The sequence below is a fragment of the Echinicola sediminis genome, from assembly GCF_054777495.1.
Window position 1 is genome coordinate 1 of the sequence record NZ_BAAHAP010000108.1, and the last position, 15,683, is coordinate 15,683.

Annotated in this window: 8 protein-coding genes; 2 read left to right on the plus strand and 6 right to left on the minus strand. The window is 43.8% G+C overall.

All coding sequences use genetic code 11. From position 1 onward, the window contains the following. Positions 1–2,081 (plus strand): hypothetical protein (locus ACYVAA_RS19490; RefSeq protein ID WP_460544985.1); only part of this gene is annotated, 2,081 nt, incomplete at its 5' end. Here ACYVAA_RS19490 and ACYVAA_RS19495 read toward each other — a convergent pair. Then, complete coding sequence (locus ACYVAA_RS19495) at positions 2,059–5,709, minus strand: bifunctional metallophosphoesterase/BamA family protein (RefSeq protein ID WP_460544987.1); 3,651 nt, start codon at positions 5,707–5,709, stop codon at positions 2,059–2,061. The genes ACYVAA_RS19490 and ACYVAA_RS19495 overlap by 23 nt on opposite strands. 4 nt (positions 5,710–5,713) lie before the next feature. Next, the gene (locus tag ACYVAA_RS19500; protein WP_460544989.1) at positions 5,714–6,568 is read right to left on the minus strand and encodes an SdiA-regulated domain-containing protein; all 855 of its coding nucleotides are present in this window, start codon (positions 6,566–6,568) and stop codon (positions 5,714–5,716) included. 53 nt (positions 6,569–6,621) lie between these two features. Between ACYVAA_RS19500 and ACYVAA_RS19505 the strand changes: the two genes are divergently transcribed. Beyond that, the gene (locus tag ACYVAA_RS19505) at positions 6,622–7,815 is read left to right on the plus strand and encodes a Pycsar system effector family protein (protein ID WP_460544991.1); all 1,194 of its coding nucleotides are present in this window, start codon (positions 6,622–6,624) and stop codon (positions 7,813–7,815) included. A 220-nt stretch (positions 7,816–8,035) separates the two neighbouring features. Here ACYVAA_RS19505 and ACYVAA_RS19510 read toward each other — a convergent pair whose 3' ends face one another. From ACYVAA_RS19510 to ACYVAA_RS19525, 4 genes are all read right to left on the minus strand, one after another. Beyond that, on the minus strand, positions 8,036–8,824 hold the full coding sequence (locus ACYVAA_RS19510; protein ID WP_460544993.1) for a 3-keto-disaccharide hydrolase: 789 nt from the start codon (positions 8,822–8,824) through the stop codon (positions 8,036–8,038). Positions 8,825–9,291: 467 nt separating this feature from the next. Continuing rightward, positions 9,292–10,461 (minus strand): efflux RND transporter periplasmic adaptor subunit, encoded by a 1,170-nt coding sequence (locus ACYVAA_RS19515; protein WP_460544995.1) that lies wholly within the window; start codon positions 10,459–10,461, stop codon positions 9,292–9,294. 1 nt (position 10,462) lies between these two features. Then, positions 10,463–14,809 carry a CusA/CzcA family heavy metal efflux RND transporter gene (locus ACYVAA_RS19520; RefSeq protein WP_460544997.1) on the minus strand — a complete coding sequence of 1,449 codons (4,347 nt, stop codon included), beginning with the start codon at positions 14,807–14,809 and terminating at the stop codon, positions 10,463–10,465. A 264-nt stretch (positions 14,810–15,073) separates the two neighbouring features. Next, positions 15,074–15,397 carry a DUF6660 family protein gene (locus ACYVAA_RS19525; protein WP_460544999.1) on the minus strand — a complete coding sequence of 108 codons (324 nt, stop codon included), beginning with the start codon at positions 15,395–15,397 and terminating at the stop codon, positions 15,074–15,076. Positions 15,398–15,683: the final 286 nt, after the last annotated feature.

Consider the following 15,683-nt stretch of genomic DNA (forward strand, 5'->3'; position numbering starts at 1 on the left):
CACCGGGTTTTGAGGAACGTTTTATGTGCCCAGACGCATTTTCACTTTCTTCCATGAGGGACAAAAAAGAGGAAATGCAATATTCCAAACTTTCCCATGCGTATAGAATCATCCTCAAGAAATTTTATGACCTGGATTTAAAAGCTGAAAATTCCTTGGTCTACAAGATAAAAGATGCCCAGCAGATCAATAAGTACTTCTATTCGGACATCAATTCAACTTATGTGGACGTCTTTACGGACATGGAACTTCCTGATCTGAAGACCGTCATGAATTCCTGCTCGGTGACTGCTTCCTGTGGCACGGAGATGGAAAAATGGCGGGAACTATTGCCATTGGAAAATTTCAGGTTTTCGGGCTTTTCCATTATCGAATTAAAAGATTTTACGGCTACTGAGACTATTTCCGAACTGAACCAGCAGCTACTGAAGGAAAGTGACTTTTCCTCTCCCAAATTTTTGGAGATTGTAGACCAGAGTGTGAAAAGCTTACTGGACAATGCTGAAATCAAAGTAGGAGTTGCTGCGTTCCAAAAGTTTGATGACAAATATTTACTTTCAGACAGAAGACTTTCCAACAGCTTTTTGATCCGTCATTTGTGTGAAGAGGGGTGTGACAAGAGTTATGAAAGTGTCATTAATTTCCTTTCCAATGTGGAAGATCCGGTATTCCTGGATGATTTTAGCATTGGTGACTGTGAAGATTCCCGAAATGCCTTTGCGGTGATCAACGAAATGGGTATCAGTGAGGTAATTATAGTGCCGCTGAAATACGGAGATAATTTGGTGGGGGTACTGGAAGTCTGCGCCTTGGAAAAAGGTACCCTAAACGCCATGAAGCTAGAAAAACTGAAAGGTATCAACCAGCCATTAGCCATGGCGCTTCAGAAAAACATGAAGCAGTTTGAATATCAGGTGCAACACATTATCCGAAAAAATTACACCGCTATCCAGCCGTCTATCGAATGGAAGTTTCATGAAGTGGCTGTACAGAAAATCATGGATCAGGAAAACGGCCTGAAGTCAGCCCTTCAGCCAGTAGTGTTTGACCAGGTTTATCCGCTGTACGCTGCGGTTGATATCCGTAATTCTTCATCCACACGTCTGGAATCGATACAAAAGGATCTTCGGCAACAGCTACAGTTGAGTCAGGATATTGTGGAGGCTGCTTATGAACTGACTCCTCTTCCCGTCCTGGAAAAAATGAAGTATAAAATCCAGCAAATGCTGGAAGACATCCAATTGATCTTGGTTGCCGATGATGAGTCGAGGATTAATTTCTTTGTTCTGAATGACCTTCAGCCCTTGTTCAGGCATTTACAGCAGATACACCCCGAACTGCAGGAGCAGATTGCTGATTACTTTGAACAGCTGGATCCGGAAATGGGACTGATGCACAAAAACAGGAATGAATTTGAGCAAAGCCTGAACATGATCAACAAGGCGATAAGCCAACATATCGATACGGCCCAAGTGGAGGCGCAAAAGATGTTTCCCCATTATTTTGAGAAATATAAAACCGATGGCATCGACTATAATATTTACATCGGTCAATCCCTGGTGAAGGACAGGTCTTTTGACCCTATTTATCTTAAAAACCTGAAATTATGGCAGTTAAGTACTTTGTGTGAAAGTGCTTTTATAAGCCACTCTTTGCTGGATAAACTTCCTATAAAACTGGAAACTACCCAGTTGCTACTGGTTCACAATTCACCGCTTTCCATTAGCTTTAGAATGGATGAACGAAAGTTTGATGTGGAAGGAGCATATAATATCCGCTATGAAATCATGAAAAAACGGATAGATAAAGCTTTGATCAAAAACAGTAAGGAAAGGCTGACCCAGCCAGGAACGATTGCTATTATCTATTCCCAGCCAAAAGAAGCCGAAGAGTATATGGATTATATAGGATACTTACAGGTAAAAGGACTTTTGGGAGAAGAGGTCGAAAGTGTGGACTTGGAAGATCTTCAAGGCATCAACGGTCTTAAAGCGATCAGGGTAGCCATTGGGGAACCCCAGTTTTCTGAAATCTCAGAAAGGAATTCACTTGGACAGCTTAAAACTGGAAGCCAAAAGTAAAAGTGGGCAACACTTCCTCCTCTCCAATGGCCACGGTTGCAGATAGCACCATTAGGTTCATTGGAGCAAGCCAAAGCCCTACTCCGTAGCTGTTGTGCCATTTTGAGGAGTTTTCATCCTCAAACCACACCCTGCCAATGTCATGGAACACTGTCATGCCCAAGCTGGCCGGAAATAGACGGGTAGTCAAGTTGTCAAATCTGATTCTGGCTTCTGTATTATTATAGAGCATTGCATCACCCATATAACGGCTTCTGCGATAGCCCCTCAAATTGTTTTGCCCACCCAAAGCCTGTGCTTGGAAAAACTCATACTCTCCCCAGTTAAGCCCTGCGCCTAACTTAGTTGCCCAGGTAACCAAGGAAGGAACACGTCTGCTCCAGTACAAGGAAAGCTCTGAAACCATCTCACCAAGAGTATTGCTGTTTTCATTTATCCCTCCATAATAGCTCAAGTCCTGCAGGAACCTTACTCCCCGGTTGGGTAGGTTGGGATGGTCTGTATTGTCAATGGCCAGTTGGACATTGGCACCGGCATAAAGCTTGGATCTGTTCAATTGGTCGATATCAATATCCGTTTGGGCATCGGAGTTAATGTACTTCCCTATATTATCCTCCTCATCCATCTTTGTTCGCTGAAGCAAGGGACCGAATTTAAAAGCGATATTCTCCCCAAAGTCTTTCCTCAGCCAGGTATTCAAATTGATCTGATTATATCGTACCCTGTAATATCTTGCCCCAAATTCATCTTTCATAAATTCAGAACGCTCATTTCCATATCCAAAGAAATTATTGACATAATCAGGAGCCTTGATGGCCGCGTCCCATTCCAAATCCAAGGTTCCCAAAAGGTCTACTGCATGGCCTTTATAATAGAGGTTCTTTGATCCCGTTTTGACCGCAATATTGCCTTTGATGCTTTGTTTTAGGGAGTAAGGTGATTTTCGGAATCCTTGCTTGGTCCATTGCACTCCCCCTCCTAAAAATATACCGTCATCCACATTATACTCTAGCGATACCAAAGGCATTAACTTGTCATATTGGAAAGCTTTTCTTTCGTAATTAAAGACACTTGAATTTTTAGAATAAAGGATTTTGGACGAGTTGCCACGCATCAGCAGGTCGGGCTCTTGCTGCCATTGATAAATAAGGTTGGCCCTTTTTTCCAAGTTACTTTGGTCGATGATTTGGTCCGGCTTAAAGCCGCTCATCAGCCTGACTTTGATCTTTCCAGGTCCCTCCCCTGTAATATCGAATTGATCCTCTCCGTCCAATCCATAAAGCCGTATTTCCCGGGTTACTGCTGGATCAAATTTACGGTTGAATATTTTTTGTTTGACATTGCCTTTTTTGGAAATCTTACTGACCTCTACATCAACTTTTCCATCCGGTTCATGTCTAATTTCAAACAGTTCATCCTTATAAGTGCCGTATACATCTACGTTTTTTGAAATAAAGTCATAATAGGTCAGGGCTTCTTCTTTCAGCCAGTTTTTGCGGTGCTTTAGCTTGTCCGCTACTTCCTTTCCGCTATACTGATAGATGTTTTTGGGCAGTCTTTGAACGGCTTTTTCAATGACTCCATCATCCATTCTTTGGATGAATTTATCCACTTCCTCTTCCCAGTCTTCTCTGTCCAAATCATTTAAAAATGATCGGTCAAAATACCTTCCGTTAAACATAAAACCGTTTACATCACGTAATTCATAGCTAAAGCCCTGGAATTTGGGCATAATCCATTTTCTGCTGGCTATTTTGGGCAATATGCCTTCGTTTACAAAAAATGCCTGGTCCCTGTCCCTCGGAACTGGCACGAATTCCCTTCCTTTTTTGGTTTCCAGACCTATCCATCTCCACTGGTCGTCATGACGGTCCCAATCCCCAATGAACAGGTCCAGTAGGCGGGCTCTGAGGATTTTCTTTTGGTCCAACTCATAATCTTGGTCTTCCAAGCGTTTCCGGAGCATTTTGTCCGTACTGTAGAACTTATAATCTTCGTCTTCAAGGTTGTCCGGTTGGATTTCCCGCTCTTCAAACAGGTACACTGCACCTCCAAAATCATCTTGGTAAATTCCCAAAGCAGGATCATCAGGAAGCCATACCAATTCTGGTTCGGTATGATACACTTTGGCAGCCTCTGCCAACGGTGGAATGATCAGAGCACCATAAGGATGTGATGCTGATATCTGGTCCTGAACGATGTCATTGGCCACGGTTTTTCGCAAAACTTTGGGAATCGCTGATTCGGGATATTTTTCTACAGAACGCAGGACAAATTCTCTACCGGAAGTATCCGCCAGCCTTAGGGACCTGGTCTGCATGCCCCCTCCCCTTTTTACAATCCTCATCCGCTCTTTAATAAGGTCAAAAGTCCTAAAGGTAACAGCTTGTCCCCATTCTTGACGGTAGTTGGTACCGTACCATTTTTTCCCCGCCGGAGAAGCCTGATACTGATCACTCACCGCCACAGTGATAGAATCTTCGAAAGCCCTCCTCACATCCTCTCTTGTGGAATTATGTCTGGGGTTTTTGGGCAGGATGGTTTCCTGGTAGATAGGAACAAGGCCTTTGTCCGTACTAAAAAATGATAGCGCAGTTTGACCATCTGAATAAAGGTCAAGCGTGGCAAAACCTTGCTGGCCGTAGGTGAAACTGGCTTCCTCCTGTTTTCTTATCAGGCTTCCTTTGGCTCCAGCCCCACTAACGATATGGTGTGTCTGGTTTTCGTCAATGGTATATTGCAGCGCGTGCTCATGTCCTGAAAGCACTACTGCCCTTGGGTGATTTTTCAGAATATCACTGATACGATGGGTCAATTCCCTGTACCGTGGATGCGGAAGGTCCTGAATATTGCCCAAATAGGTTCTGTACAAAGGATAAATAGAGCCAATGAGAGGCAAAGGGATGTAGAGATCAGGATTAATGGCGGTGAAAGGAAAAATATGGTCCTTCCAACTAAAGGCCCCATTGTGTTCCCCAAAAGACTTTATGGGGTGGTGCATGGCGAGAAAAACTGCTTTGTCTTTATTGGACAATACCAAATCTTCCACTGCTGCCAGAAATTCCTCGTCCGATTTGAATTCACAGTCCGAATCCACTGAGGGTTTGCTATAGTCGTCTTGCAACCACCATTGACTGTCGATAAAAATGATGGCAGCATTATGGTTGAGACGATATAAATAGGGTCCTGGGCATCCATCTCGGGGTACCCACCGTAAGTTATTTAGTTGCAGGGAATCTAAGTATTGTTGGGCCCTGAGTACCGCTTGTAATCCATTTTTCCCTCCCTTTTCCCAGTCATGGTTTCCAGGGATTACCCATACTTGTCCCTTGACCAGATCGGCAAGACGGATTTGTCTTTCCAGTATCAGCTCACTTTCAGCAAGGTGAATGTCACCCTGCTCTGGAAAGCCTTTTGGATAGATATTATCCCCCAATAAAATCACACTGGACGGGGTCTTTACGGAATCCTCTTGGATCATGTCGATGACCAAATCAGTTACTGGATGGATCCCATCTTCCAATTCTCCCCCATCACCGATCAGGTAAATCCTGTGCTCCAAGGTCTGTGCTTGAAGGCCTGCCAGGCTTAAGAAATAGAGGCCAAGGATAAGTAGGATTTTATTCATAGGGTTAAGGCTTGTAAGCGAACATCAAAATATTGGCATTACCATCTTGGGCCTCGTTCGAGATAAACATATCTCCATTATTACTGAAGCATATTCCTTCCGCTTGTTTAAATACTCTGGGGTTTAGTCGGTAAAGTTTTTCCATGTCCCCAAAGCGGTCCTTGATCAACAGCCACTTACCCACCGATGACAGCACGTACAGTTTTTTTTCTATAGGGTGCAGGGCGATGGCAGAAGGTTTTACGGTAAGTTTGAACGTATCTTTTTCCGTGAGCAATTTTCTCATTTTCTTCTCCGTCAGTTTAAAGCCTTTCGCTTCTCTAAACTGTTTTGAACCCAGGTCAAAGAAAAAACCACTGGCCACATTGTCATCCTTATCCAATTTACACTCTTTACAGTACAAAAGCAGGGTATTTTCATCAAATTGGGCCAAACTTTCGAGATCCCTCTTTCCTTCAAAGGGAAAATCGTGTTTAAGGGAATTGGCTTTATCAGTGAAAATGTCCGTTACCTCGTAAATATCCCCATTGCTTTTAAGGGCAAAGAGGCCTTTTTGCGTAAATAAGATATCCTCGGTATCCATGTTTTTAGCGAATTTGGATTTCCGTAAAATCTTATTGTCAGGCCATTTCAGTTCGTATACCACAGAGGCCTCATCCTGAATAGCCCAGATATGGCCGTTTTCCCCTATGGTGAGACCGGATATTTCATCTAGTAGTTGTGGGAGGACCATTTTTACAGGCTGGTTCAAATCATAAGTTTGTGGACTTTGGTAATCTCCATCAAACCGTTTTTCCCTCCAACCACAAGAAGTGGTAACGATAAAAAAGACATAAAATAGAAACTTATAGCTTTTCATTACTTTAGTAAAATAATGCTGGTAAAATTAGTTCATCCAAAGTACTTTTAAGCATGGAGGAAACCAAAAATAATTTGCTTCAAAAAATCGAGGAGTACGTTAGAAAGCTGTCCAATCAGTGCAATAACCGCCTTTTCAAATACCATAATCTTGAACATACCGTAGATGTGGTACTGGCAGCCAAGGAGATAGCTAAGGGATATACGCTCCATCAGGAAGACAAATTGGCTTTATTGACGGCTGCATGGTTTCATGATGTGGGCTGCTGGACCAAGTCAAAATTGGAAAACCACGAGAGCGAAGGGGCAGCATTGGCGGGAGACTTTCTGAGAAAAGAAGGTTACGGCGAAGAATTTGTCAAAAAAGTGAGTAAATGCATCAGGGCAACACAAATGCCCCAAAGTCCTGAAACATTAATAGAACAAATTCTTTGTGATGCCGATCTCTCCCATTTGGCGAAGCCTACTTATTATGATAGGTCATTACAGTTGAGGGAAGAATTACTGGCATTGAAACAGTTGGATGTGGATATACTTTCCTGGTTGAAATCCAATCTTATCTTTCTCGCAAAACATCAATATCATACGGCCTATAGCCAACAACATTTTGCCCAGGGCAAACAAGAAAACATGACACTTATGGCACAAAAAATTGAAGAAACTGAATCCATAAAACCAGCTAAAAAGAAAAAGAGCAAGAAAAAGAAAGGTACCGAGCGGGGCGTGGAAACCTTATTTCGGACCACTTCAAGGAACCACCTGGAACTCTCCTCCATTGCGGACAATAAGGCAAATATCATGATTTCAGTCAATTCGATTATTTTGACCATTATCGTCTCTGTACTGCTGAGAAAGCTGGAGGAATATCCGAATTATATCATTCCCACCGTTCTTTTGTTGAGCACAAGTTTGGTCACCATGGTGTTTGCCATTTTAGCGACCCGCCCCAACGTGACCTCCGGTAATGTGACCCAGGAAGCGATTGATAATAAAACCGCCAACCTTCTGTATTTCGGTAATTTTCATAAGATGGACCGCAAGGAATACGAAGTGGCCATGCAGAAAATGATGGTGGATGAGGAATTCCTCTATGGCAGTATGACCCGGGATATTTATTATTTGGGCAAGGTGCTTGCCAAAAAATATGTTTTGCTAAGAAAAAGTTATACCGTATTCATGTTTGGGTTTATCGTTTCCATTCTGGCATTTGTCGTTGCTTCGGTGTTTTTTCCGGTGGACACTTATTGATCCCGCCCTGTGGGTAAGTCAATGCTACTAAGTTAAAAGGGATATTGACCACAGATGAATACAGATAAACACAGATGTATTATTCTACCTCCTCTCCACGTTCTGTTTCCTCACAGAACGTTATCTTCATTTTCTTCATTTTAAGGAATTGCAGCAGAGTTTCATCCTTGATGATATCAGGCCTGTGGAGATACAAGCCGGGGATGAGGGAATGATTTATTCAAAAGTCTGTGTTGGATTTTTTTAGTTTGACGTTTTCGATCCATATATTCCTATACAGCACCTCATGCCCTTCTGACTGCAGTTTGAGCCCTCCGGGTCTATCTGTGATTCCTTTGCCTCCATCATTGCCACCGTCCAGACCGGAACTCGGTCCTCCCCAGACCTGCTGGATAGATTCATTTTCATGGATTTTGGTGCCATTGAAATAGATGGTTACCAAGGCTTTTTCTTTGAGTTTTCCTGCTTTATCGAAGCGGGCAGCCCTGAACTGAATATCATAGGCATTCCATTTCCCCAATCCATTGTATATTTCATAAGGGGCGGCTTTTTCATTGATAATAGCCCCCATGCCATGGGAAGTGGTATCACCGTCCAATACCTGGATTTCATAACGGTTTTGTAAATATACCCCGCTGTTTCCCCCTTTATGGGGAATCAAGAATTCAATGTGCAGTCGAAAGTCACGGAATTTTTCCTTGGTCACAATGTCAGCAGCACCATACAGTCCATTCGCTGCGGCTTCATCAAAAGTATTCAACACTTTTCCACCAGCAACGGGGTCATCCGACAACTGCCATTTTATGGGCAAAGACGCTTTTAGCCGTGGGCCTTCCCAATAAGTCCATTTGTCATCCAGCATCTCCCTGGACCCGTCAAACAACCATTGCGCATCTGCTGGCTTTTCAGCCCCTACCCCCAGCTGTTGGGCATTGCCGAAGCAGGGCAATAATAGCAATGTAAAAAGTATGGGGATAAGTAGATTTCCTGATATTCTAAAGTGCAACATGCTTTATGATTTTTGTAGAGACTAAATTTAATCATTGTTAAATCAATTTAGCAATCATTTTACAATAAATTCCTTCTCCATGTTCTGTGTCCTCCTAGAACAATTTCACCTTTTTCACACTTCGTAGATTAGAAATTAAGCAAGGTTTCTAGAGGGGATGATCGTAGTCCACGAATTACACATATTTACACTTATTTTTTTGTTTTGCTAAAGATTTTCAAACACCCAATCTATTGCCTTACCGAAAAATTAAGGAAGAAATGAAAAATTTGAAAAGCACATCAGATAAATATATCCGTGTTCAGCCTTTTCATCCTTGGTTAATATTTCCCTCTCTATGTTCTTTGGCCTCTCAGAATATTCATCTCTTTTCCCCTTATGGTATCTTAAACTGAATTTTCTGAAGGGATAAATCCCGGCCTTTGTATTAACAGGCCGGGATTTGGCAGTATGGTTCTTCAATGGGGTTAATGGTGATGCCCTCCCTCTCCTTTTTTCATCTCTGCAAGAATATAGTAAGCCTTATTGGTGACATACTGCTTGGTGGAATCAGCCGCATTTAAGAAGCTGATTCCACTCCATTCTCCGTCCTGGATAAGTGGCACTACTTCCACTGGCTTGAAGCTCCAGTGGTCGCCTTCTTTTTCAGCGGCAAAGAGCAAGTACTTTTCCCCTTCCTTGACCATCGCCCCTTCCTTTACAGCAAGTTGTGGCAGTTCTTCGGTGATCACCTGGCCTCTTACGTACATTCCTGGAATCAGTAGTCCTTTTTTGTTTTCGATCTCGGCATGGATATGGACCGCTTTGGGCTGCTCCTCAAAGGATTTTCCCACGGCATAGATTTCTGCCAGCATTTCGTCCTCAGGTAAAGTCTGTACTTTGAACCTTACCTTTTGCCCTTCCTTTACTTTATAGACATCCTTTTCAAACACCATTAGGTCGGCATGGATATGGTCTATATTGACCACCTCAAACATACTGGTCTGTGGTGACACAAATTGACCGGTCTTTACTTTTACCTTTTTAATATAACCGCCAATAGGGCTTTTGACCGGGACTGATTCCATGATTTCCCCTTCCTGGATCTTTTGTACAGGGATCCCCAGAAGTTTAAGCTGGCTTTCCAGTCCCTTGACATTGGCACGAAGGGAGGCCAATTCTGCTTTGATTTTTTGTAGGTCCCTGCCTGATCCCACTTCTTTTTCATAAAGGGTAGCCTGACGCGAGAATTCACTTTCCAGATATTCCAACTGATGATAGTTTTGTTGAAAATCCATCTGTAATCTGATCAGGTCGGGATGGCTAAGGGAAGCAAGTACCTGTCCTTTAGTTACCTTATCTCCTTCGATCACTTTGATGGAAGCTATGTTGGCGCCCAATATGGCTGTAATGGTGGCTTCATTCTGTGGTGGCACTTCCAGCACACCATTAGCTTCCACCAGTGCACTAAGCGTTCTTCTAGGTACTTTTTCAAACTTAAGGGCCAATGACTGAACTTGTTCGGCTGAAAGTTCTACCATCCCTTCATGGTCCCGTTCTTCTGTTGACTCTGATTCAATATGGTGTTCTTTGTCCGAAGGACTACAGGCAAACACTAATGCCGTTAAACAAATGATATATATGGAATTGATTTTCATTTCACTTTTGGTTTAAGGGATTCTCGTAATAGGCCAAACTGATTTTACTTTGAAGATACCGGTCCAGTGTTTCCAAGGCTCCCAACTTGATTTTGATAACATCTTGGATGTTTTGGATAAAGGTGATATAATCGATGGCCCCTTCTGAATAGGACAAGACGGCGGCATTTTCCTGTTCTATGGATAGCGGAAGGGCTTCTTTGGTGTAAAATTCGTACGAAGCCTTCCATTTCACCACTTGCTCATAGGCGTTTGCATAAGCTGTCCTTAGTTCCAACCGCTCATTTTGATAGAACTGCTCGGCTTGTGAAGCACTGAGCTTGGCGGCTTTTACTTCGGCCTGGGTCTGGTGAAAAGCCAAAGGAATATTCAGTCCTATTTGAAAAGAGCTGTATCCCCTTACCTCATTCACCTCCTGCCAACCATACTGGGCATTGATTTTGGGCAAATAACCTGCGCTGGCCTTATTTATACCAGCTTGGGCAAGCTGTCTTTTTTCATTGGCCAAGTTGAGGCTGGGGTGTTCCACCAAGGCAAGTTTATTTCCCTGAAAGGTATCTAACATCCGCTGTTCTCCGATCATCTTTGCCGTAAAAACAGTGTCGCTTACCAGCCAGAGGTTGAATTTCTGGACAGCCATGAGATAATCACTTTGGGCCTGGTGCAGTTGGATAGTAGCCTGTTTTGCCTGACTTTGGGCGGAAAGCCATTCAAGTTTGCTGCTGGCCTCCGTTTCATACCTTACCCTGGCAGCCCTTTCAAACTGTTGAAATAAGGAATCCATCTGGGACATCAGTTGATGACGCTTCTGGGTAATATAGACTTCGGAATAGGCCATGCTCAGTTCCTTGACCAGTGCGGCGGCTGTCAAATTACGGGCTGCTTCTGCCAATACCACCTTTTGGCGCTGGTATTTCAGTTTTGCAGGGGCTCCGAACAAGTCCATCTGTTGTTGTGATATCCCTACTTTGGTATATACTCCAACGCCCTCTTTGAGTTCTTCTCCGCCGGTAAATACTTGTGTGTTGCCCATATCCCAACTTGCCTTTTTTAAGGCGCTTTGTTTCTCGATCTCCAGCTCACTGCTTTTGAGCAAAGGATAGCGTTCTTTCGCCATTTTTATGGCCTGGTCCAAGTCCAAAGGAATGGGCTTTTCCATGGATTGGGAATACCCTTTAGGAATCGAAATAACCAGGAAAACTGCCAAAACAGTATAACTGGCCAACTTGGGCTTCAGTTTTAGCTCCCGTCGTTCTACCCATTGGTAAAGAATGGGCAAAATGAACAGGGTCAACAAGGTGCTGGTCACCAGCCCACCAATGACCACGGTGGCCAAAGGGCGCTGGACTTCAGCTCCGGCAGAGGCAGAAATGGCCATGGGTAAAAAGCCGAGGATATCGGTCAAAGCCGTCAACAAAATCGGACGTATCCTTCTTTTGGTCCCGTCCTTTATGCGCTCTGTTAAATTGGAAACTCCCTCTTGCTTAAGTTCATTGAGGCCATTGATCATTACCAGGCCATTCAACACGGCCACTCCAAAAAGTACGATAAAGCCCACTCCTGCAGAAATGCTGAAAGGCATATCCCTTAGCCATAGCGAAAAAATCCCGCCTATGGTAGACAGTGGAATCGCTATGTAAATCATCAATGACTGTTTCAATGATCCCAAAGCAAAGAATATCAACAAAAATATGGAAGCCAGCGCAATCGGTACAACCATTTTTAAGCGCTCGGTGGCGCGTTCCAGGTTTTCAAAAGCACCTCCATAGCGGATATAATATCCTGCGGGCAGACTTAACCCAGCGTCAAGTTTTTCCTTTATTTCTTCAACCAACGACTTAATATCCCTACCCCGCACATTGATTCCTACATAGGTCCGGCGATTGGTATTGTCCCGGCTGATCTGCATAGGGCCCGGTTGGTAGCTGATTTCTGCCACTTCTTTCAGTGGGATCTGGGCTCCGTGGCTGGTATTGACGTAGAGGTTTTTGAGGTCATTGATCTCGGTTCTGTACAGGGTGTCCAAGCGTACCACCAAGTCAAATCGTTTTTCCCCTTCAAAAATAGAACCTGCTTTTTTTCCGGCAAATGCCGTTTGGACTACCGTATTCAGGTCTTCTACGTTCAGGTCATATTGGGCCAATTTGTCGCGGTCATAGGCCACGGTCATTTGTGGGAGTCCAGTGGTGGCCTCTACCCTCATATCGGCTACCCCTTCGATTCCCCCTATCAATGCCCCTATCTCATTGGCCTTTTGGGCCAGGACATCCAGGTCTTCACCATAGAGTTTTATCGCGATATCCTCCCTTACTCCCGTCAGAAGCTCATTGAAGCGCATTTCTATGGGCTGTGTGAATTCATAGTTTACTCCCGGAACCACACTGATTTTTTCCTTGATTTTTTCGATCAGATCCTCCTTAGAATCAGCGGAAACCCACTCCTCTTTTGGTTTTAGGATAATAAAGGAATCACCAATATCCATGGGCATGGGATCGGTGGGTACATCTGCTACCCCAAACCGGCTCATTACCTGTTCCACCTCCGGAAAATTGTCCAAGATGATGTTCTCAATCTGCGTGGATGTTTCAAGGGACTCTGCAAGGGAACTTCCTGGCTGCAATATGATGTGAAAAGCAATATCCCCCTCGTCCAATTGGGGAATAAACTCCCCGCCCATCCTGCTGAACATAAATACAGAAAGTGAAAACAACAGCACGGCAGAGGCAAGGACCCATTTACCGTATTTCAAGGCCTTGTTCAAAGCAGGTTCATAAACACGCTGTAACCAGCTAACTACCTTGTCCCCGATTCCAGGTTTTGCATTGGACTTAACCCTGATAAAAACCGAAGAAACCATGGGCACATAGGTCAAACAAAGCAGCATGGCTCCTACCATGGCGAAAATAAAGGTGAGGGCCATGGGCTGGAACATCTTACCTTCTACTCCCTCCAGTGCCAAAATCGGCAAGAATACAATCAGGATGATAAGCTGACCGAAAAAGGCCGAATTCATCATCCTTTTGGAAGCCTCAGTGGTTACCTTATTTCTTATACTTGATGTAATCCTGCTGCCACTAAGAACCTTTTGATGCAGCAAAAACACGGTGCTTTCGACGATAATGACCGCTCCATCCACGATAATTCCAAAATCAATGGCTCCCAAGCTCATCAGGTTTGCCCAGACGCCAAATGCATTCATTAGGATAAAGGCAAACAGCAAGCTCAGCGGGATGGTAGAAGCCACAATCAGGCCGCCCCTCCAGTTGCCGAGTAAAAGTACCAGCACAAAGATCACAATCAGTCCGCCTTCCAAAAGGTTGGAAGTCACCGTTTGGGTGGTGTTTTCCACCAATTTACTCCGGTCCAAAAACGGTTTGATGGATATTCCTTCCGGTAAGGATTGTTGTATTTGGCCGATGCGTTCTTTTACCGCATTGATCACCTGGTCGGAATTGGCGCCTTTGAGCATCAGGATCATGCCTCCGACAGCTTCCCCTTCCCCGTTTTTGGTAAACGCGCCATAGCGTACGGCTTTTCCATAGCGTACATCTGCTACATCCTTGATGCGGATGGGAAATCCTTCTTGGTTGGCAATGACGATGTTCTTTATTTCATCGATGTTTCTGACCAGGCCTTCCCCCCGAATGAAATTGGCTTGATGGTTTCGCTCGATATAAGCTCCTCCTGTATTCTGATTGTTTTTGTGTAAGGCCGTATAAATATCACCTATACTGATGCCGATGGCGCGGAGCTCGTCCGGTGCCACGGCCACCTCATATTGTTTGATGTTTCCACCAAAGGCATTCACTTCGACCACCCCCTGAACCATGGCCATTTGGCGACGGATGATCCAGTCCTGAATGGTTCTTAGTTCCGTCGCGCTGAATTGGTCTTTGAACTCCTCTTCTACTTCTAAGGTATACTGGTATATTTCACCCAAGCCCGTAGAAATCGGTCCGATCATGGGGTCTCCAAAGCCTTGGGGAATTTCTTCCCGTACTTCGTTCAGTTTTTCGGCCACCAATTGTCTGGGCAGATAAGTGCCCTGTTTGTCTTCGAAGACGATGGTGACCAAAGAAAGTCCAAACCGGGAAACGGACCTTACTTCCACTACTCCGGGCAGATTGGCCATGGCCAATTCCACGGGATAAGTGATAAACTGCTCAATATCTTCTGTCCCCAAATTGGGAGCCTGGGTGATGACCTGTACCTGATTGTTGGTAATATCAGGTACTGCATCGATAGGAACCTGGCGCATGCTCCAAATTCCCGCCACTATTAAGGCAACCGTAAACAGGGTAATAATGAGCTTATTATTGATAGAGAATGCAATAAGCTTATTAATCATATGTGTTTGATGATCTGCGGCTTCTCTGACTTCATAATAAGCGATATCCTTCTAAGAATACAGCCTAGTGACAGCAGCCATAAAAGCGATGTGTTTAAAATCTGGTGTAAATAACCGTCCCAACTTGTTACCCCGTCGATCATACGACTTTACATAAAACCTTCTGAAAGTTCGGTTTTATGACAATGGAAGTAGGCCTAACGAATAAGTTTGGGACAGTGAAGTCCTTAAAAGACTTTAAGGAGGACACAATAGTCCTTTTTATCAGGAGAATTCGCGCCTTGGGGGCTTCAAAAAATCAAAAATATAATTACTATGGAGGTCATTATCGAGCGTGCTGTGGACGCTCCGGTATGATTGGACAAATTTGATGTCGACGTCTTGGGCAATCGTGAAATGGATATGGCAGCAATGGCATACACACAAAGGAGAGCAGTCGTCTTCACCGGAACTGTGCTGATGTCCATCCTCTTGGCTGGCCACAAGCACATCTGCATCATCATGCCTAACCAAAGCTTCTCCATCAGCACATGGTATGAGCATAATAGCCAGCAAATAATAACGCAATATGACCTCGACAAGCTTCATCTTCTACAAATATACCTATTAATCCAGTGCAATAGGATTGCAAGGAAAGGATAATTCATTTCTATGGAATGATTAAGTTATTGTAAAATTTCATGTTAGGGTCCCTAATGCGGCTATTTTTTAAATAACTTAGATTGTTTTTATAATAATACGATTATCCGTAATTACACCAGTAAATTTATTTCTCACGGATTCCACAGAATTACACGGAATTAAAAATCTTTTCTGTGGGCTTCTGTGCATTCTGTGAGAGATGGTTTGCTAATTTAGAAGAGCTAATGGTGTC

What these genes read in the sequence shown, in the direction of transcription:
- ACYVAA_RS19520 (WP_460544997.1), bottom strand. Translation starts at nt 14,809, where the DNA reads ATGATTAATAAGCTTATTGCATTCTCTATCAATAATAAGCTCATTATT.
- ACYVAA_RS19510 (WP_460544993.1), bottom strand. Translation starts at nt 8,824, where the DNA reads ATGTTGCACTTTAGAATATCAGGAAATCTACTTATCCCCATACTTTTT.
- ACYVAA_RS19495 (WP_460544987.1), bottom strand. Translation starts at nt 5,709, where the DNA reads ATGAATAAAATCCTACTTATCCTTGGCCTCTATTTCTTAAGCCTGGCA.
- ACYVAA_RS19505 (WP_460544991.1), top strand. Translation starts at nt 6,622, where the DNA reads ATGGAGGAAACCAAAAATAATTTGCTTCAAAAAATCGAGGAGTACGTT.
- ACYVAA_RS19500 (WP_460544989.1), bottom strand. Translation starts at nt 6,568, where the DNA reads ATGAAAAGCTATAAGTTTCTATTTTATGTCTTTTTTATCGTTACCACT.
- ACYVAA_RS19515 (WP_460544995.1), bottom strand. Translation starts at nt 10,461, where the DNA reads ATGAAAATCAATTCCATATATATCATTTGTTTAACGGCATTAGTGTTT.
- ACYVAA_RS19525 (WP_460544999.1), bottom strand. Translation starts at nt 15,397, where the DNA reads ATGAAGCTTGTCGAGGTCATATTGCGTTATTATTTGCTGGCTATTATG.